The organism is Phycicoccus sp. (assembly GCF_035325325.1).
Classification (GTDB): Bacteria; Actinomycetota; Actinomycetes; order Actinomycetales; family Dermatophilaceae; genus Phycicoccus.
This window is the reverse complement of the sequence record NZ_DAOLAC010000053.1, coordinates 1-17,598: the sequence shown is the minus strand read 5'-3', so window position 1 is coordinate 17,598 and position 17,598 is coordinate 1. Positions and strand designations below refer to the sequence as shown.

Sequence of the window (17,598 nt, the reverse complement as noted above, 5' to 3'; positions counted from 1 at the left end):
CGTCCTCCTCCGCGCGACGTGCGCGGGTCAGCGGGCGAGCAGCTGGGCCACCAGCGCCAGCACGGCCGGCACGGTCTGGACGAGGAGGATGCGCCGGCTGACCGTCAGCGCGCCGTAGATCCCGGCGACCGCGACGCAGGCCAGCGTGAACACGGCGAACGCGAACCGGTGCGCCTGCGGCCCGACGAGGGCCAGCGCGATGCCGGCGACCAGGAAGCCGTTGTACAGCCCCTGGTTCGCGGCGAGCACCTTCGTCCCGGAGGCCTGCTCGGGCGTCGTGCCGAAGGCGGCCCGACCGCGGGGGGTGTCCCACAGCACCATCTCGAGCACGACGACGTAGACGTGGATGAGCCCCACGAGGGCGGTGAGGACCGCGGCGAGCACCGACATGGGTGATGTCTAGCGGATGCCGGCCGGCGCGGTCACCCCGTGGTCAGGAGGATCTTGCCGATGTGCCCGCTCGCCTCGAGCTCGCGGTGCGCCTCCGCGGCGTCGGCCAGCGGGTGGCGCGAGTGCACGACGGGGCGCACCACACCGTCCTCGACCAGCGGCCAGACGTGCTCGCGCACCGCCGCGACGATGGTCGCCTTCTCGGCGGCCGGCCGCGCGCGCAGCGAGGTCGCGATGACGGCACCGCGCTTGGCGAGCAGCATCCCGAGGTCGAGCTCGCCGGTGCGCCCGCCCTGGAGGCCGATGACGACCAGCCGCCCGTTGACCGCGAGCACCTCGACGTTGCGCCCGAGGTACTTCGCGCCCATGTTGTCGAGCACCACGTTCGCGCCCTCGCCGTCGGTCGCCGCCCGGACCCGCTCGACGAAGTCCTCCTCGCGGTAGTTCACGAGCACCTCCGCGCCGAGCGCCCGGCACGCCTCGAGCTTCTCGGCCGAGCCCGCCGTGACGGCCACCCGGGCCCCGACCGCGAGCTGGATGGCCATCGTGCCGATGCCGGAGGACCCGCCGTGGACGAGGAGCAGCTCGCCGGGCTGGAGGTTGGCGGTGAGGAAGACGTTCGACCACACCGTGCAGACGACCTCGGGCAGCGCGGCCGCGTCGACGAGGGACACCCCGCGCGGGACCGGGAGCAGCTGCCCCGCCGGGACGCGGACGTACTCGGCGTACCCGCCACCGGCCAGCAGCGCGCAGACCTCGTCGCCGACCGCCCAGCCGTCGACGCCGTCGCCGAGCGCCTCGACGACACCGCTGACCTCGAGCCCCGGGACCTCGGACTCGCCGGGCGGCGGGGGGTAGAAGCCCTGGCGCTGCATCGAGTCGGCCCGGTTGACCCCGGCGGCGGCGACCCGGACGAGTACCTCGCCGGCCCGCACCTCCGGGACCGCGACGTCGGAGAGGACGAGGGCCTCGGGCCCTCCGGACTCGGGGATGGTCACGGCCTGCATCCCCCGAACCTAGACCCCGTCGCCGACCCGGAGGGCGGCCGGGTCAGCGCGAGCGGCCGACCCGTGCCGCGAGGGTTCCGGCCGTGTGTCGGACCGCGCCGACGAGCCGCTCGCGCTCCGCCGCGTCCACCTCGGCCTGCGCGTAGGTGACGGCCACCGCGGCCACGGGGTAGTCGTTGGCGTCGAGGACGGCCACGGCGACCGACCCGAGGCCCGGCGTCACGAGCCCGTCCTCGACGGCGTACCCCCGCTGGCGCACCTGCTGCAGCCACGAGCGCAGCTGGGTCGTCGAGGCGGGGCCCCGACCGTCGCGCCGGACGAGCGAGGCGCGGTCGGGGAAGAGCGCCCGCACCTGGGCCGGGGGGAGGGCGGCGAGCATCGCCAGGCCGGTCGCGGTCAGCGGTGCCGGGAGCCGGACGCCGACGTCGGTGACGAGCAGGGGGCGGCCGGGGGCGCGCTGCTCGACGACGTAGAGGACGTCGGTGCCGTGGAGGACCGCGAGGTGCGCGTTCTGGCCGCACGCGTCGACAAGCCGGTCCATGAGGCCCCGGGCCATCCGGTCCAGCGGCGCCTGGCGCTGGTAGGCCGAGCCGAGCTCGTAGGCCGCGAGGCCGAGCCCGTAGCGACGCTCGTCCGGCAGGTGCCGCACGTAGCCGCGCTCGACGAGCACGGCGAGCAGGTGGTAGACGCTCGAGCGCGGCAGGCCGAGGTCGCGGGCGATGGCCGCGGCGGGCACCGGCTCACCACGGCGGGCGATGAGGCCGAGCACGTCGAGGGCGTGGCCGGCGGCGGGGGCGTTCGCCATGGGACCAGTGTCGCGGGTCCGGGCTCGGCGGTTCGGCAGGCGCCGGGGCCGTGCGTCGTTCACACTCGTCCCGTGCTCCCCACTCGTCGCATCCTCGGTCCAGCCCTGGCCCTCGCGCTCTCCGCCGCGGTCGCCGTCCCCTCCGCGGTGGCCGACCCCGCGCCCGCACCCCCGGCGTCCGGCGCCACCTCCGGAGCCGGCGACACCACCTCGCAGCTCGTGCCCGAGCCCTCGCGCGTCCCGGCCGCCGAGCGGCTCGCCGCGTCCACCGCCTCGAGCGACCTGACGTCCCGGATCGTCGCCAAGCTCGCGAACCGGGCGGCGCACGCGGGCGGCATGACCCCGGCCTTCTCCGGGCGAGTCACCGATGCCGCCGGACGCACCATCTGGGAGAAGGGGGGTACGACCACCCGGATGCCCGCCTCGACGATGAAGCTGGTCACGAGCGTGACGGCGATCCGGTCGATGGGCCCCAACTTCCGGTTCACGACCCCCGTCCTCCAGGACCCGCGCTACCGCTCGACCGTCTACCTCAAGGGGGTCGGCGACCCCCGGCTCACCTCGTCCGAGCTGCTCGTCATGGCCCGCACGGCGGCGACCAGCCTGAAGTCGCAGCGGATCACGGTGGTCAACGTGCGGGTCGACGACTTCCTCTTCCCGACGCCCACGCTGGCGAGCGGGTGGAAGTCCAGCTACCTTCCCGGTGACGTCGCGCCGGTCCGGGCGCTCGTGGTCAACTCGCGCAACGTCAACGACACCGCCATCGACGCCGGGAACCTCTTCGCGACCTATCTGCGCGGTCAGGGGATCGCCGTCCGCACGGTCGCGCGGCAGCGGGCGGCCAGCCGGATCCCGGTCCTCGCGACCACCGTGTCCTCTCCCCTCTCGACGATCCTCGGGACGATGCTGAACTCGAGCCAGAACGACTACGCGGAGATCCTGCTGCGCGAGGCCGCCGCCCGCCGAGGGCGTCCCACGACCTGGGCCGGAGCCACCGGCAACGCCATGGCCGTGCTCAAGGCGGAGCTCATCGGCACCTACGGCTTCAGGATGTACGACGCCTCGGGCCTCTCCCGCAACGACCGGATGCCGACGGCCACGCTCACCTCGCTGCTCACGAAGGTGGCGGCCGACCCGACGCTCTCCGCGGTCATCCTGCCGCGCACGGCGCTGCCGGTCGCCGGCCAGACCGGCACGCTCGCCTCGCGCTTCCGCACCAGCCCGTACTCCTGCGCCGCCGGCCGGGTGCACGCCAAGACGGGGACGCTCGCCGACGTCGTCGCCCTCTCCGGGTACGCGGAGGGTGTCGACGGGTCGGTGCGACCCTTCGCCTTCCTCTTCAACGGCGTGCGGAGCACCGCGAGCTCGCGGCTCACGGCCGACCTCCTCGCGACGACCACGACCGGCTGCTACTGACCGCGGACCGGGGCCGTCACCCCACCCACCGGTAGCGTCGCTCGGGACGACCCGTCGAGCCGTAGCGCAGCGACACCTCGGCGCGTCCCGCCTGCTTGAAGTGCTCGAGGTAGCGACGGGCGCTCACCCGTGAGATGCCGACCGCCTCGGCGACCTCGCTCGCCGAGAGAGCCTGTGACGCACCGCGCATAGCGTCCTCGACGAGCCGGGCCGTCTCCGGGCTGAGCCCCTTGGGCAGGGGCGCCGCGCTCGCCGCGGACCGGAGGAACACGCGGTCGACGTCCGCCTGCCCGGTCACCTCGGCCCGGGCCAGCAGCGACCGCCGGCCGGCGTACCGGCGCAGCCGTTCCTCGAGGTCGGGGAAGCCGAAGGGCTTGAGGACGTAGTCGGTGACGCCGAGCCGGACGGCCGCGCGCACCGACTCGATCTCCTTCGCGGCGGTGATGACGACCGCGTCGCACGGGTGCGGGCCACCGCGCAGGTCGGCGAGCAGGTCGAGGCCGAAACGGTCCGGGAGGTAGAGGTCGAGCAGCAGCAGGTCGGGACGGAGCCGGACGACGGCCTCCTCGGCCTCGGCCGCGGTGTGCGCGACCCCGGCCACCTCGAACCCCTCGACCCGCTGCACGAACCCCACGTGGATGCGCGCCACCATGAAGTCGTCGTCGACGACGAGGACACGGATCACCCGCGAACCTCCTCGGGAAGGGCTGCCGCAGAGGGCGTCTCGGGGTCGACGAAGGTGGTCACACCGAGCCGGGCCACGAAGCGCGTCGTGCCGTCGACCCGTTCGACCTCGATCTCGCCACCGCGCCGGCGACACACGAGACGGGTGAGGGCCAACCCCACACCGTGCTCCATCGGGTCGACCTTCTTGGTCGTCACGCCGTGCTCGAAGAGCGAGGCGCGCAGCTCGTCCGGGACGCCGGGGCCGGAGTCGGTGACGACGATCTCGACGGTGCTCGCGTCCTGACGCACCCGGACCCGGACGAAGGGGGGCCGGGTCGTGCCGCGCGGTGCGTGGTCGAAGGCGTTGTCGACGAGGTTGCCGAGGACGGTCGCGACGTCGGCGGCGTCGTGGGTCTCGAGCCGCTCCAGCCGCGTCTCGTCGGTGATGGTGAGGTCGATGTGGCGCTCGTTGGCCGTCGCCGCCTTGGCCATGAGGAGCGCCGCGATGGTCGGGTCCTGGACGAGGGTGTTGACGACGAGGTCGAGGGCGTGCCGGCGCTCGCTGACGGCGTCGACGTAGCGGACCACCTCGTCCAGCTCGCCGATCTGGATGAGGCCGCTGATCGTGTGCAGCTGGTTGGCGAACTCGTGCGCCTGCGACCGGAGCACGTGCGCGGTGGAGCGGAACGAGCCGATCTCGCGCTCGAGGTCGGCCAGCGCGGTGCGGTCGCGCATCGTCGTCACCGTCCCGAGCACGCGGTCGCCGCTCACCACCCGCATCGTGCTCATCACGAGGACGCGGCCGCGGCGGATGACGACCTCGTCGCGTGCAGCAGTGACGTGGTCGTCGGGATCGGAACCCGTTCCCGGGCGAGGATTCTCACCGACGAGCACCTCACGGAGGCGCCCCTCGATGCGGAGGTCCGCGACCGAGGTGCCGACGGCGTGCTCGGGCAGGTCGAGGAGCCGGCGCGCGACCTCGTTGACGAGGGTGATGCGGTGCTGCGGGTCGAGCGCGATGACGCCCTCGGCGATGCCCCGGAGCATCGCCTCCCGGTGCTCGGCGAGGCCGGCGATCTCGCGCGGCTCCATCCCGCGGGTCTGGCGCTTGATCCGTCGGGACAGCAGCCACGATCCGCCGAGCCCCACGACGAGGGCGATCCCCAAGTAGGTCAGGAGGTAGGAGCTGGTGCCCTGCAACCGTTCCCACGTCGTGGGCGCCTGCTCGGCGACCATCACCGTGCCGAGCAGCTGGCCGGCCCGGGACGGCGTCGTGGGGTCCTTGTCGTCGTCGTCGCCGCCGAGCACCGGAACCTGCGAGGCGATGTAGTCGCGCCCGTCGAGGGTGAGCGTGCCGGACCAGCTCCCGCCGTCGGCCACGCGGCGGTCGCCGAGCGGGAGCGGCCGCTGCTCGAGGGAGGGGTCGGTCGAGACCCGGACGTCGAGGTCGGGCTCGGCGAAGGTGACCGAGGTGACGCTCGCCTGGGCGACGAGGGAGAGGCCGAGCGTGGCGAGGCCGGTCCGCGTCTCGGGCTGGTCGAGGTTGGCCCGGACGAGCGGGTTGGCCGCCAGCTGCTCACCGAGGGCCGACACACGGCGTCCCTCGGTGCGCTCGAAGGTGGCCGCCGACTGGGCGAGCGAGACCGCGGCGACGGCGACGAGCACGACCCCGATGATCGCGAGCTGGAGCGCGAAGAGCTGCCCGGCGAGGGTCGCCCGGCGGCGTCGGCGCGTGACCACTATGAACTCAACCTCCACTGCGGACGAAAGCGCGACAGGCTCCGTACCGGTCGCCCACGATCATCGCGTTCCACTCCACCACAGGAAAGGGATCTCGACGATGAGACTCCACCGCATCGCGCTCGGCGCGCTCGTCGCGGCCACGCTGGCCCTCACCGGCTGCGGGGCCACGAAGGACCAGGGGAGCGGGGGTGGCGCGTCCTCCGGCGACGCGGCGCCGGCGACCGGCCTCCAGTACATGGTCCCGAACAGCCCGGGCGGCGGGTACGACACGACCGCGCGCACCGCGGCCCAGGTGATGGAGAAGGAGAAGATCACCGGCAGCGTCCAGGTCTTCAACCTCCCCGGCGCCGGCGGCACGGTCGGCCTCCAGCGGGTCGTCAACGAGAAGGGCAACGGCAAGCTCGCGATGCAGATGGGGCTCGGGGTCGTCGGCGCCGCGTACACCCAGAAGTCGCAGGCCAAGCTCTCCGACACCACGCCCATCGCGAAGCTCATCGAGGAGGCCGGGGCGATCGTCGTCCAGAAGGACTCCCCGTACCAGGACATCAAGGCCCTCGTCGCGGCGTGGAAGGCCGACCCCAAGGGCCTCGCCGTCGGGGGCGGGTCGTCGCCGGGCGGTCCGGACCACCTGCTGCCGATGCGTCTCGCGGACGCGGTCGGCATCGACCCGAAGACCGTCAGCTACGTGAGCTACGACGGTGGCGGCGAGCTGCTCCCTGCGCTGCTCGGCAAGAAGATCGCCTTCGGCGCCAGCGGCTTCGGTGAGTTCCTCGACCAGGTCGAGGCCGGCGACATCCGCATCCTCGCGGTGACCAGCGCCGAGCGCGTCCCGGCGCTGCCCGACGTGCCGACCCTCAAGGAGAGCGGCATCGACCTCGAGTTCACCAACTGGCGCGGCGTCGTCGCCCCGCCCGGCATCTCGGACGCCGAGAAGCAGGTCTGGATCGACGCGTTCACGAAGATGCACGACTCGCAGGCGTGGAAGGACGAGCTCGAGAAGCGAGGCTGGGTCGACGCGTTCGCCACCGGCGACGAGTTCGGCTCCTTCATCGCCGAGCAGGACAAGCGGGTCGCCGACGTCCTGACCACCCTCGGCCTGGCCTGACATGACCAGCGAGGCCACCACCCCCACCGGGGGCGCCACGCCCTCCGGGGCCGGGCCGCTCGGCCGGGTCAGGGACCGCGCACAGCTCGGCCTGTGCGCGGCCCTGGCCCTGGCCGGGGTCGTCGTCGTCGTCGACGCGAGCCGCCTCGGCCACGTCACGAGCAGCAACGACCCGATCGGGCCCCGGGCGATGCCCTTCGTCGTCGGCGGCCTGCTCCTCCTCGTCAGCGTCCTGTTCACCCTCGACGTCCTGCGCGGCGGCGTCGGCGAGGCCGAGGCCGGCGAGGACGTCGAGCTCGGCCAGCGGGCCGACTGGCGGACGGTCGGCATCCTGGCCGGCGCCTTCGCGCTCAACGCCCTCCTCATCGAGCCCCTCGGCTGGGTGATCAGCGGCTCACTGCTGTTCTTCCTGTCGGCCTTCGCCCTCGGCAACCGTCACCACGTCCGGGGCCTGGTCTTCGGGATCGCCCTCTCGCTCGCCACCTTCTACGCGTTCGCCATCGGGCTCGGGGTCAACCTGCCCGCCGGCATCCTCCAGGGGATCCTCTGATGGACAACCTCAACGCCCTGCTCGGCGGCTTCGCCGACGTCATCACGCCGATGAACCTGCTCATCGCGCTGCTCGGGGTCACGGTCGGCACCGCGGTCGGTGTGCTCCCCGGCATCGGGCCCGCGATGACCGTCGCGCTGCTGCTGCCGATCACCTACGGCCTGCCCGTCGAGCAGTCGCTCATCCTCTTCGGCGGCATCTTCTACGGCGGCATGTACGGGGGCTCGACGACCTCGATCCTCCTCAACACCCCGGGCGAGTCCGCCTCGGTCGTCACCGCCCTCGAGGGCAACAAGATGGCCAAGGCCGGTCGAGCCGCCCAGGCTCTCGCGACGTCGGCCATCGGCTCGTTCGTCGCCGGCACCATCGCGACGGCGCTCATCGTCCTCGTCATGCCGCAGGTCGTCTCGTTCGCGATCACCCTCGGCTCACCGGAGTTCCTCGCGATCATCCTCGTCGCGTTCGTCGGCACCGCGGCCATCCTCGGGTCGTCACGGGTGCGCGGGTTCGCCGCCCTGCTCGTCGGGCTGAGCCTGGGCCTCGTCGGCACCGACTTCGTCACCGGGCAGCAGCGGCTCACCTTCGGCAGCCCGTTCCTCGCCGACAACATCGACGTCGTCGTCGTGGCCGTCGGCATCTTCGCCGTCGGCGAGGCCCTCTGGGTCGCGGCGCACCTGCGTCGCAAGGCCGGGACGGTCATCCCGGTCGGCCGCCCGTGGATGTCGAGGCAGGACTGGGGCCGGTCGTGGAAGCCGTGGCTGCGCGGCACGGCTCTCGGCTTCCCGTTCGGGGCGATCCCGGCCGGCGGTGCGGAGATCCCGACCTTCCTGTCCTACCTCGCCGAGCGGAAGCTGACCAAGCACCCGGAGGAGTTCGGCCAGGGCGCCATCGAAGGCGTCGCCGGCCCGGAGGCCGCGAACAACGCGTCGGCGGCGGGCACGATGGTGCCCCTGCTCGCGCTCGGCCTGCCGACCAACGCGACGGCGGCGATCATCATCGCGGCGTTCATGTCCTACGGCATCGAGCCGGGCCCGCTGCTGCTCACCAAGGAGCCGGACCTCGTCTGGATGCTCATCGCGAGCCTCTTCATCGGCAACTTCTTCCTCCTCGTGCTCAACCTGCCGCTCGCGCCGACCTGGGCCAAGCTGCTGCGCATCCCGCGGCCCTACCTCTACGCGGGGATCCTCTTCTTCGCGTCGATGGGCGCCTACGCGGTCAACGCGCAGCCGTTCGACCTCTTCCTGCTCCTCGCGCTCGGCGGCCTCGGGTTCGCGATGCGGCGCTTCGGGCTGCCCGTGCTGCCGCTCATCGTCGGCACCATCCTCGGTCCGCTGTTCGAGAAGCACATGCGGCGTTCGCTGCAGACGACCGGGGGCGACGTCTCCGGGCTCGTCGGCGGGCCGGTCGCGTGGGTCTGCTACGCGTTCGTGCTCGCGGTCCTCCTCTGGCCGCTCGTGGCGAAGCTGCTGCGCCGCGGTCGTGGAGGGGACGACGGGCCGGACGACGGCTCCCCGCATCCCCCCGGTGTCCCCCTCACCGGTGTCGCCCAGTGGCAAGGACCCTCGTCATGACCGTTCTCGTCGGTTACCTGCCCAACCCCCTCGGGGAGGCCACGCTGCGCGCCGGCGTCGAGGAGTCGCGCCGCCGCTCGGAGCCGCTCGTCGTCCTCAACATGTCGCGCGACGACGTCCTCGTCGACGCCCGGCGCGCGCCCGCTGACGACCTGGCCCGGGTGGAGCGCGACGTCGCCGAGCTCGGGGTCGACGTCGAGGTCGTCCAGGTCGCGGAGGGCAGCGACCCGGCCGAGGTGATCCTCGCGGAGGCGGCCGGCCGTGGCGCGTCGGTCGTCGTCATCGGCCTGCGGCACCGCACCGCCGTCGGGAAGCTCATCCTCGGCTCGGTGGCCCAGCGCGTCCTCCTCGACGCCCGCTGCCCCGTGCTCGCGGTCAAGGAGGAGAGGCCGTGAGCGACGGGTTCGCCACCGCCGACCTCTACGACGAGCACGGCGACGCGCTGCAGTCCTGCGCGGTGCAGTGGCGCCGCTACGGCGGCCGGCCGCGGTTCTCCGGGCCGGTGAGCACCGTGCGGTGCCACCGCGACAACGCGATCGTCAAGGCGGCGCTCGCCGAGCCAGGCGCGGGACGCGTCCTCGTCGTCGACGGCGGCGGGTCGCTCGAGTCGGCGCTCGTCGGCGACCTCATCGCCGGCTCGGCCGTCGCGAACGGCTGGGCGGGCGTCGTCGTCCACGGCGCGGTCCGGGACACCGTCGCCCTCGCCGGCCTCGACCTCGGGGTGCTGGCGCTCGGCTCGAACCCGCGGAAGTCGGCCAAGGACGGTGTCGGCGAGCGCGACGTGCCGGTGACGTTCGGCGGCGTCGAGTTCGTCCCCGGCGCGACGCTCTGGGCGGACGAGGACGGCGTGCTCGTCACCCGTCCCTGAGGTCCGGGCGGCCGGGCTCAGGCGTCCGCGTCGAGGCGCTCGAGGATGCGCCGCAGCGTGGCCCGGTCGCGCTCGGACAGCCGGCCGAAGTACTCGTCCGCGCCCCGGCGGCGGGCGGCGTCTACCTCCTCGAGGAGCCGGGAGCCGGCCGTGGTCAGCCGGACGCCGTGCGCCCGCCGGTCGGTCGGGTCCGGCGTGCGTTCGGCCAGCCCGCGCTCCTCGAGGGCGTCGACGACGTCGGTCACCGAGCGGGGGGCCACCCGCAGGTGCTGGGCGAGCTCGCCCAGGCGGAGCGTGTGGTGTCCGATGACCCGCAGGGCCCGGGCCTGGTGCGGCGCGAGGTCGTACGGCTCGTAGGCGGTCATCCCGGCGTGGCGCAGGTCGCGGGCGACACGCAGCACGAGGTCGCCGAGGTCGAGCTCGACGGCGGGGCGGTCGTCGTGGGGATGGCGCACAGCGGGAATGCTACCCGGCGCTGGTGTGTTGGGCTCATTGTGAGGTAACCTCAGCAATAGCCCGATGCGAAGGAGGGGTGCCCGTGACAGCGGCCCCGACCCAGATCCCCACCCGTTCCGCGGGGCGCCCGTCGGCGTCCCCGGCCTCCCCCCACGGCCCCACCGCTCAGCCCGCCGCCCACGGGGGCGGCGGACGCGGTGGCCGCGGTGTGCTCACCGTCGACCCGCGCGACCGCGCGCGGCTCGAGGAGGCGCCGGTCAGCCTGCGCCGCGTCCTCGCCCTGTTCACCCCGTACCGGGCCCGCATCGGCGTCGTCGTCGCGATCATCGTCGCCACGTCCGTCGTCGGCCTGGCCCAGCCGTTCCTCGTCCGTGAGGTCGTCGACGTCGCCATCCCGCGCCAGGACGTGCGGCTGCTCGTGCTCGCCGTCGGCGCGATGGTCGCCGTCGCCGCGGTGACCCAGCTGCTCGGCGTCGTCCAGACGTGGCTCTCGACCCAGGTCGGCCAGCGTGTCATGCACGGCCTGCGCACCTCGGTCTTCACCCACCTGCAGCGCCAGTCCCTCGGCTTCTTCACCCGCACCCGCGGCGGCGAGGTGCAGTCGCGCCTCGTCAACGACGTCGGCGGGATGCAGGGCGTCGTCACCTCGACCGCGACCTCGATCGCGTCCAACGTCACGACCGCGGTCGCCACGGCGGTCGCCATGGTCGCCCTCTCGTGGCGGCTGTCCCTCCTCTCGCTCCTCGTCGTGCCGCCGGCGCTGTGGCTGACCCGCCGGGTCGCCCTCCTGCGCCGCGAGGTGACGACGCAACAACAGCGCCGGCTCGCCGACCTCAACGCGCAGATCGAGGAGGGGCTCTCGGTCTCCGGCGTCCGGCTGGCCAAGACCCTCGGCACGGGCACGCGGTCGGCGGAACGGTTCGCCGACACCTCCGAGGACCTCGTCGGGCTCGAGCTGCGCTCGCAGCTGGCCGGTCGGTGGCGGATGGCGACGATGCAGATCGTCTTCGCCGTCATCCCGGCGCTCGTCTACCTCGCCGCCGGCATGCCCGCGACGGGCGGCGGGATGACCATCGGCACGCTCGTCGCGTTCACCGCGCTGCAGGGCGGCATCTTCCGGCCGCTCATGGGCCTGCTCAACGTCACCGCGCAGTGGGTGGCCTCGATGGCCCTCTTCTCCCGGGTCTTCGAGTACCTCGACCTCGTGCCCGACGTGCCTGCGCCGACGCACCCGGTGCCGCTGGACCCGGCCCGCGTCGCCGGGCAGGTGCGGGTCGAGGGCGTCTCCGTCCGCTACCCGGGCTCGCCGCGCGACGCCCTCTCGGACGTGACGCTCGAGGTACCGGCCGGCTCGACCCTCGCCCTCGTCGGGCCGACGGGTTCCGGGAAGTCGACGCTCGCCGGGCTGCTCGCGCGGCTGCTCGACCCCGACACCGGGCGGGTCACCGTCGACGCCGTCGACGTGCGCGACCTCGACCCGGACGTGCTCGCGTCCGTCGTCGGCACGGTGTCGCAGGAGTCCTACCTGGTCCACGCCACGGTGCGCGAGAACCTGCTCCTCGCCCGGCCGGAGGCGAACGAGGCCGAGCTGTGGCGCGCCCTCGGGGCCGCCCAGGTGGCCGACCTCGTCGCGTCGCTGCCCGAGGGGCTCGACACGGTCGTCGGTGCGCGCGGCCACCGGTTCAGCGGTGGGGAGCAGCAGCGGCTCGCGGTGGCCCGCACCATCCTGCGCGACCCGCCGGTCCTCGTCCTCGACGAGGCGACCTCCGCCCTCGACACCGCGACCGAGCGGGCGCTGCAGTCGGCGCTCGACGAGCTGGCCCGCGGTCGCACGACCGTGACCATCGCGCACCGGCTCTCCACGGTGCGGCGGGCCGACCGGATCGCGGTCCTCGACGCCGGGCGGGTGGTCGAGTCCGGCACGCACGAGGAGCTGCTCGCGCTCGGCGGCCGGTACGCCGACCTCGTCGCCGCTGCCGAGGGCGCACCCCTCCCCGCCTGACGCGCCCCCGCCCCCGGTCCCACGCGTATCGGGTGACCCGATACGACCGCGCTTTCCCCGGGTTCCGTTCCCGGGGAAAGCGCAGCGTTATCGGGTCACCCGATACGCATGGGGCACGGTGGAGGCATGGTCGTGGTCTCGGGTGCGAGACAGGATGGCCCGCCGCGTGGTGGCCGACACCCTGGACCGGCCCTCCAATGGGAGGCATGACCGCCACCTCCGCCGCCCTGCCCGAGCGCGTCGTCGTCGGAGCCGGGCCGCTGACCGTCGAGGACGTCGTCGCCGTGGCCCGGCGCGACGCCCGCGTCGTCCTCGACGAGGCGGCCCTCGCCGAGGTCCGCCGCACCCGGGACGTGGTGCGCGCCCTCGCCGACGACCCGCAGCCGCACTACGGCGTGAGCACCGGGTTCGGCGCGCTCGCGACGCGGCACATCCCGGTCGAGCTGCGGCACCGTCTGCAGCGCAGCCTCATCCGCTCGCACGCAGCCGGTTCCGGACCGGAGGTCGAGCGCGAGGTGGTCCGGGCCCTCATGCTGCTGCGCGTCGCGACCCTGGCCACCGGCCGCACCGGAATCCGCGAGGAGACCCTGCGCGCGTACGCCGGGATGCTCGACGCGGGCATCACGCCGGTCGTCCACGAGTACGGCTCGCTCGGCTGCTCCGGCGACCTCGCGCCCCTCTCGCACTGCGCGCTCGCGCTGATGGGCGAGGGTGAGGTCCGCGACGCCTCGGGCGCCCGGATGCCCGCCGCCGACGCGCTGGCCGCGGCCGGCATCGTCCCGGTCGAGCTCGAGGAGAAGGAGGGTCTGGCCCTCGTCAACGGCACCGACGGGATGCTCGGGATGCTCTGCCTCGCGCTGCACGACCTGCGCGAGCTGCTCGTCGTCGCCGACGTCTCCGCCGCGATGTCGGTCGAGGGCCTGCTCGGCACCGACGACGTCTTCGCCGCCGACCTGCACGCGCTGCGGCCCCAGCCGGGCCAGGCCATGTCGGCGTCGAACATCCGAAAGGTGATGGCGCACAGCCCGATCCGCGACTCGCACCGCACCGAGGAGTGCACGCGCGTCCAGGACGCGTACTCGCTGCGGTGCGCTCCGCAGGTCGCGGGGGGCGCCCGCGACACCGTGGACCACGCCGCGCGCGTCGCCGGCTGGGAGCTCGCCTCGGCGGTCGACAACCCGGTCGTCACCCCGGACGGACGGGTCGAGAGCAACGGCAACTTCCACGGGGCGCCGGTCGCCTACGTCCTCGACTTCCTCGCGATCGTCGCCGCCGACGTCGCCTCGATGTCCGAGCGCCGCACCGACCGGTTCCTCGACGTCGCCCGCAGCCACGGACTGCCGCCGTTCCTCGCCGACGACCCGGGCGTCGACAGCGGCCACATGATCGCCCAGTACACGCAGGCCGCGATCGTCTCCGAGATGAAGCGGCTCGCGGCGCCCGCCTCGGTCGACTCCATCCCGTCCTCGGCGATGCAGGAGGACCACGTGTCGATGGGGTGGAGCGCGGCCCGCAAGCTGCGCCGCTCCGTCGACGGGCTCTCCCGGGTGCTCGCGGTCGAGGTCCTCACCGCGGCCCGCGGCATCCGGCTGCGGGCTCCGCTCGAGCCGGCGCCCGCCACCGGCGCGGTCGTCTCGGCGCTGGCCGCCGCCGGGGCCGGCGAGCCGGGCCCGGACCGGTTCCTCGCGCCGGAGATCGAGGTCGCCCACCGGCTGGTCGTCGACGGCACGGTCCGCCGCGCCGTCGAGGAGCACACCGGCCCCCTCGCCTGAACTGCGCCGGCGGGCTTGTCCTGTCGCGTCGCATGTGCAACATTTATGTTGCATATCCGACCGAGGAGGACCCGTGGGACACGTCATCGACAAGACCATCGCCATCGCCGCCAGCGCCGAGGAGGTCTGGCCCCTGGTCAGCGAGCCGGGCTGGTGGATCAACGACGGCGAGTACGTCGCCCACGTCGTGGACCGCCGCGACGACGGCGTCGTCATCGTCACCGACCCGGTCCACGGGGCATTCCCCCTCGTCGTCCTCGAGGAGCGGCCGCCGCGCTACGTCGCCTTCCGGTGGCTGGCGCGCACCGACTCCCCGAGCCTCGACGGCCCCGGTACGCTCACCGAGTTCTGGGTCGACGACGCCGAGGACGGCGTGACGCTCCGGGTGCGGGAGAGTGGTTTCGAGTCGCTCGACGAGACGGAGACCCAGCTCGCGAAGACGGTCGCCGACAACACCGAGGGCTGGGACACCGAGCTCGACGTCGCCAGGCGGCAGGTCGAGTCGCAGCGCGTCCGATGAGCGCGCCCGTCGTCGACGCCCGGGCCGCGGAGGTCTTCGCGGCCCTCGGTGACGCGACGCGGCTCACCCTGCTGGCGACGCTCGGGACGACGGGGGCTGCGACGGCGACCCGGCTGGCCGAGCCGCTGCCGGTGACGAGGCAGGCCGTGACCCGGCACCTGCGCGTGCTCGAGGACGCCGGTCTCGTGCGCTCGACGAAGCACGGCCGCGACGTCCTCTTCCGAGTCGACGCCGACGCCCTGCGTGAGCGTGCCGAGTGGCTCGTGGCCGTCTCGAGCGCCTGGGACCGCCGGCTCGCCGACCTGCGGACGCGCGCCGAGCGCCCCTGACAGCCACACCGCGAACGTGTGTGAAGAACGCCGGCATGCCGACGTTCTTCACACACGTTCGCGGGACAGCGTCAGCCGTGGCGCAGCGCCCGGACCACGAGGTCGTCGTGGTGGTGCGCCCCGGCGCCGCCGCTGACCGACCGCGGCCGCTTCTCCGGACCGCTCACCGTCCACCCGTCGCCCAGCCCCGCCGCGACGCCCTCGGGCGAGAGGAGCAGGTCGGGGTCGAAGCCGTGCTCCAGCGCGCGCTCACGGTCGACCTCGGCGTGGTGGACGACGAGCAGCGTCCCGCCCGGCGCGACGAGCGAGGCCAGTCGCGCCACCGGGTCGGTCTCGAGGTCGAGCGCAGGGTAGAAGACGGACACGAGGTCGAAGCCCCCGGCAGGCAGGTCGGCCTCGGCGAGGCCCGCGTGCACCCAGCGCACGGACGCGCGCACGGCCTCGGCGGCCGTCCGGGCCCGCGCCAGGGCCACGCCTGACGGGTCGAGCGCCGTGACCTCCCAGCCGTGGGTGGCGAGCCACACCGCGTCGGCTCCCTCGCCGCAGCCGACGTCGAGCGCGCGCCCGGGCGGCAGCGTCGCGGCCTCGACGGTGAGGGCGAGGTTCGGGTCGCCGCTCCACACCCGGTCGAGCTCCGCGTAGCGGGCGTCCCACACCGACTCGTCGTCCCGAACGGCGTACCCGTGCTCGTGGCGGCCCGCCGACCCGTGGTCGTGGCCGGCCGTGTGGTGGGCGTCGTGCGTCGTCATGCTGGCAGTCTGCTCCGAGGCCACCCGGCGTGCCGCATCCGCTTGCCGTTCCGGCAACCTCACGCCACGGCCCGGCCGAGGGCGGCACGTCTCGGATGCCAGACGCGTCCGTGTCCCCCGGGGTTCACCCGCCGCGACGGCGCCGCGACAGTGGGAAGGACGACGACGAAGGAGACCGACATGGACGGCGCCCGCCCGGTCCGCGCCCCCCGCGGCACCACCCTCACCGCCCGGCAGTGGAGCACCGAGGCCCCGCTGCGAATGCTCATGAACAACCTCGACCCCGAGGTCGCCGAGCGTCCCGACGACCTCGTCGTCTACGGCGGCACCGGCCGAGCGGCCCGCGACTGGCGCGCCTTCGACGCCATGGTCCGCACCCTGACCGACCTGCGCGCGGACGAGACGATGCTCGTCCAGTCCGGCCGGCCGGTCGGCGTGTTCCGCACCCACGAGTGGGCGCCGCGGGTGCTCATCGCCAACTCGAACCTCGTCGGGGACTGGGCCACCTGGCCCGAGTTCCGCCGGCTCGAGCACCTCGGGCTGACGATGTACGGGCAGATGACGGCCGGCTCGTGGATCTACATCGGCACCCAGGGCATCGTCCAGGGCACCTACGAGACCTTCGCCGCGGTCGCCGAGAAGCGCTTCGGCGGGACCCTGGCCGGCACGCTCACCCTCACCGCCGGCTGCGGAGGGATGGGCGGCGCGCAGCCGCTCGCGGTCACCCTCAACGGTGGCGTCTGCCTCATCGTCGACGTCGACCCGGCCCGCCTGCACCGCCGGGTCGAGCACCGCTACCTCGACGAGGTCGCCGACGGGCTCGACGACGCGGTCGAGCGCGTCCTGCGGGCCAAGGACGAGCGGCGCGCCCTCTCGGTCGGTGTCGTCGGCAACGCCGCCGAGGTCTTCCCCGAGCTGCTGCGCCGCGGCGTCCCGATCGACGTCGTCACCGACCAGACGAGCGCCCACGACCCCTTGAGCTACCTGCCCGAGGGCATCGGGCTGGAGGAGTGGGCCGAGTACGCCGAGAAGAAGCCCGAGGAGTTCACCGACCGGGCGCGGGCGTCGATGGCCCGGCACGTCGAGGCGATGGTCGGCTTCCTGGACGGTGGCGCCGAGGTCTTCGACTACGGCAACTCGATCCGTGACGAGGCGCGCCAGGGCGGTTTCGACCGGGCCTTCGCGTTCCCCGGGTTCGTGCCCGCGTACATACGGCCGCTCTTCTGCGAGGGCAAGGGCCCGTTCCGCTGGGCGGCGCTCTCGGGGGACCCGCAGGACATCGCCGAGACCGACCGCGCCGTCCTCGACCTCTTCCCCGACGACGACCGCCTCCACCGCTGGATGCGTGGCGCCCGGGAGCGGATCGCGTTCCAGGGCCTGCCGGCCCGCATCTGCTGGCTCGGGTACGGCGAGCGCGAGAAGGCCGGGCTGGCGTTCAACGACCTCGTGGCCTCCGGGCGGGTCAGCGCGCCGGTCGTCATCGGCCGCGACCACCTCGACTCCGGCTCGGTCGCGTCGCCGTACCGGGAGACCGAGGCGATGGCCGACGGCTCCGACGCCATCGCCGACTGGCCGCTGCTCAACGCACTCGTCAACACCGCGTCCGGCGCGAGCTGGGTCTCGATCCACCACGGCGGCGGCGTCGGCAT

18 protein-coding genes are annotated in these 17,598 nt (G+C 73.9%); 11 read left to right on the top strand and 7 right to left on the bottom strand.

Going from position 1 to position 17,598, the window contains the following annotated elements; all coding sequences use genetic code 11:
• Positions 1 to 27: 27 nt before the first annotated feature.
• Genes PKA89_RS19360 through PKA89_RS19350 form a run of 3 tightly spaced genes read right to left on the bottom strand, consistent with a single transcriptional unit; the run spans position 28 to position 2,202 of the window.
• On the bottom strand, positions 28 to 390 hold the full coding sequence (locus PKA89_RS19360; RefSeq protein WP_324422347.1) for a DUF1304 domain-containing protein: 363 nt from the start codon (positions 388 to 390) through the stop codon (positions 28 to 30).
• 32 nt (positions 391 to 422) lie between these two features.
• Positions 423 to 1,397: an NAD(P)H-quinone oxidoreductase gene (locus tag PKA89_RS19355; protein WP_324422345.1), complete on the bottom strand. Its 975-nt coding sequence runs from the start codon at positions 1,395 to 1,397 to the stop codon at positions 423 to 425.
• A 43-nt stretch (positions 1,398 to 1,440) separates the two neighbouring features.
• Positions 1,441 to 2,202 (bottom strand): IclR family transcriptional regulator, encoded by a 762-nt coding sequence (locus tag PKA89_RS19350; RefSeq protein WP_324422343.1) that lies wholly within the window; start codon positions 2,200 to 2,202, stop codon positions 1,441 to 1,443.
• A gap of 72 nt (positions 2,203 to 2,274) precedes the next feature.
• On the opposite strand from PKA89_RS19350, the gene dacB reads away from it, so the two are divergent.
• Complete coding sequence (gene dacB, locus PKA89_RS19345; RefSeq protein WP_324422341.1) at positions 2,275 to 3,618, top strand: D-alanyl-D-alanine carboxypeptidase/D-alanyl-D-alanine-endopeptidase; 1,344 nt, start codon at positions 2,275 to 2,277, stop codon at positions 3,616 to 3,618.
• A 16-nt stretch (positions 3,619 to 3,634) separates the two neighbouring features.
• On the opposite strand, the gene PKA89_RS19340 is transcribed toward dacB, so the two are convergent.
• Both PKA89_RS19340 and PKA89_RS19335 read right to left on the bottom strand, forming a co-directional pair.
• Complete coding sequence (locus PKA89_RS19340) at positions 3,635 to 4,303, bottom strand: response regulator (protein ID WP_324422339.1); 669 nt, start codon at positions 4,301 to 4,303, stop codon at positions 3,635 to 3,637.
• On the bottom strand, positions 4,300 to 6,024 hold the full coding sequence (locus PKA89_RS19335; protein ID WP_324422337.1) for an ATP-binding protein: 1,725 nt from the start codon (positions 6,022 to 6,024) through the stop codon (positions 4,300 to 4,302). Before PKA89_RS19335 ends, PKA89_RS19340 begins: the two co-directional genes overlap by 4 nt.
• A 100-nt stretch (positions 6,025 to 6,124) precedes the next feature.
• Between PKA89_RS19335 and PKA89_RS19330 the strand changes: the two genes are divergently transcribed.
• Genes PKA89_RS19330 through rraA form a run of 5 tightly spaced genes read left to right on the top strand, consistent with a single transcriptional unit; the run spans position 6,125 to position 10,121 of the window.
• Positions 6,125 to 7,132: a tripartite tricarboxylate transporter substrate binding protein gene (locus PKA89_RS19330; protein WP_324422335.1), complete on the top strand. Its 1,008-nt coding sequence runs from the start codon at positions 6,125 to 6,127 to the stop codon at positions 7,130 to 7,132.
• A 1-nt stretch (position 7,133) separates the two neighbouring features.
• Complete coding sequence (locus tag PKA89_RS19325; RefSeq protein ID WP_324422333.1) at positions 7,134 to 7,682, top strand: tripartite tricarboxylate transporter TctB family protein; 549 nt, start codon at positions 7,134 to 7,136, stop codon at positions 7,680 to 7,682.
• The gene (locus PKA89_RS19320) at positions 7,682 to 9,253 is read left to right on the top strand and encodes a tripartite tricarboxylate transporter permease (protein WP_324422331.1); all 1,572 of its coding nucleotides are present in this window, start codon (positions 7,682 to 7,684) and stop codon (positions 9,251 to 9,253) included. The genes PKA89_RS19325 and PKA89_RS19320 overlap by 1 nt, the downstream gene beginning before the upstream one ends.
• The gene (locus PKA89_RS19315) at positions 9,250 to 9,648 is read left to right on the top strand and encodes a universal stress protein (protein ID WP_324422329.1); all 399 of its coding nucleotides are present in this window, start codon (positions 9,250 to 9,252) and stop codon (positions 9,646 to 9,648) included. The genes PKA89_RS19320 and PKA89_RS19315 overlap by 4 nt, the downstream gene beginning before the upstream one ends.
• Positions 9,645 to 10,121 (top strand): ribonuclease E activity regulator RraA, encoded by a 477-nt coding sequence (rraA, locus tag PKA89_RS19310; RefSeq protein ID WP_324422327.1) that lies wholly within the window; start codon positions 9,645 to 9,647, stop codon positions 10,119 to 10,121. Before PKA89_RS19315 ends, rraA begins: the two co-directional genes overlap by 4 nt.
• 17 nt (positions 10,122 to 10,138) lie before the next feature.
• Here the strand turns inward: rraA and PKA89_RS19305 are convergent, their stop codons facing one another.
• Positions 10,139 to 10,576 (bottom strand): MarR family transcriptional regulator, encoded by a 438-nt coding sequence (locus PKA89_RS19305; RefSeq protein ID WP_324422325.1) that lies wholly within the window; start codon positions 10,574 to 10,576, stop codon positions 10,139 to 10,141.
• A gap of 209 nt (positions 10,577 to 10,785) precedes the next feature.
• Here PKA89_RS19305 and PKA89_RS19300 point away from each other — a divergent pair, with 209 nt between their 5' ends.
• From PKA89_RS19300 to PKA89_RS19285, 4 genes are all read left to right on the top strand, one after another.
• Positions 10,786 to 12,579 (top strand): ABC transporter ATP-binding protein, encoded by a 1,794-nt coding sequence (locus PKA89_RS19300; protein WP_324422349.1) that lies wholly within the window; start codon positions 10,786 to 10,788, stop codon positions 12,577 to 12,579.
• A gap of 197 nt (positions 12,580 to 12,776) precedes the next feature.
• Positions 12,777 to 14,351: a histidine ammonia-lyase gene (hutH, locus tag PKA89_RS19295; protein ID WP_324422323.1), complete on the top strand. Its 1,575-nt coding sequence runs from the start codon at positions 12,777 to 12,779 to the stop codon at positions 14,349 to 14,351.
• A gap of 73 nt (positions 14,352 to 14,424) precedes the next feature.
• Positions 14,425 to 14,871, top strand: coding sequence for a hypothetical protein (locus PKA89_RS19290; protein WP_324422320.1), 447 nt, complete (start codon positions 14,425 to 14,427; stop codon positions 14,869 to 14,871).
• Positions 14,868 to 15,200, top strand: coding sequence for a metalloregulator ArsR/SmtB family transcription factor (locus tag PKA89_RS19285; protein ID WP_324422318.1), 333 nt, complete (start codon positions 14,868 to 14,870; stop codon positions 15,198 to 15,200). Before PKA89_RS19290 ends, PKA89_RS19285 begins: the two co-directional genes overlap by 4 nt.
• 71 nt (positions 15,201 to 15,271) lie before the next feature.
• Here the strand turns inward: PKA89_RS19285 and PKA89_RS19280 are convergent, their stop codons facing one another.
• On the bottom strand, positions 15,272 to 15,949 hold the full coding sequence (locus PKA89_RS19280) for a class I SAM-dependent methyltransferase (RefSeq protein WP_324422316.1): 678 nt from the start codon (positions 15,947 to 15,949) through the stop codon (positions 15,272 to 15,274).
• Between the two features lie 180 nt (positions 15,950 to 16,129).
• Between PKA89_RS19280 and PKA89_RS19275 the strand changes: the two genes are divergently transcribed.
• The coding region (locus PKA89_RS19275; RefSeq protein WP_324422314.1) for a urocanate hydratase at positions 16,130 to 17,598 on the top strand (1,469 nt) is incomplete at its 3' end.

What these genes read in the sequence shown, in the direction of transcription:
- PKA89_RS19325 (WP_324422333.1), top strand. Translation starts at nt 7,134, where the DNA reads ATGACCAGCGAGGCCACCACCCCCACCGGGGGCGCCACGCCCTCCGGG.
- PKA89_RS19360 (WP_324422347.1), bottom strand. Translation starts at nt 390, where the DNA reads ATGTCGGTGCTCGCCGCGGTCCTCACCGCCCTCGTGGGGCTCATCCAC.
- PKA89_RS19280 (WP_324422316.1), bottom strand. Translation starts at nt 15,949, where the DNA reads ATGACGACGCACGACGCCCACCACACGGCCGGCCACGACCACGGGTCG.
- PKA89_RS19285 (WP_324422318.1), top strand. Translation starts at nt 14,868, where the DNA reads ATGAGCGCGCCCGTCGTCGACGCCCGGGCCGCGGAGGTCTTCGCGGCC.
- PKA89_RS19355 (WP_324422345.1), bottom strand. Translation starts at nt 1,397, where the DNA reads ATGCAGGCCGTGACCATCCCCGAGTCCGGAGGGCCCGAGGCCCTCGTC.
- PKA89_RS19350 (WP_324422343.1), bottom strand. Translation starts at nt 2,202, where the DNA reads ATGGCGAACGCCCCCGCCGCCGGCCACGCCCTCGACGTGCTCGGCCTC.
- PKA89_RS19330 (WP_324422335.1), top strand. Translation starts at nt 6,125, where the DNA reads ATGAGACTCCACCGCATCGCGCTCGGCGCGCTCGTCGCGGCCACGCTG.
- PKA89_RS19320 (WP_324422331.1), top strand. Translation starts at nt 7,682, where the DNA reads ATGGACAACCTCAACGCCCTGCTCGGCGGCTTCGCCGACGTCATCACG.
- hutH (WP_324422323.1), top strand. Translation starts at nt 12,777, where the DNA reads ATGGGAGGCATGACCGCCACCTCCGCCGCCCTGCCCGAGCGCGTCGTC.
- PKA89_RS19315 (WP_324422329.1), top strand. Translation starts at nt 9,250, where the DNA reads ATGACCGTTCTCGTCGGTTACCTGCCCAACCCCCTCGGGGAGGCCACG.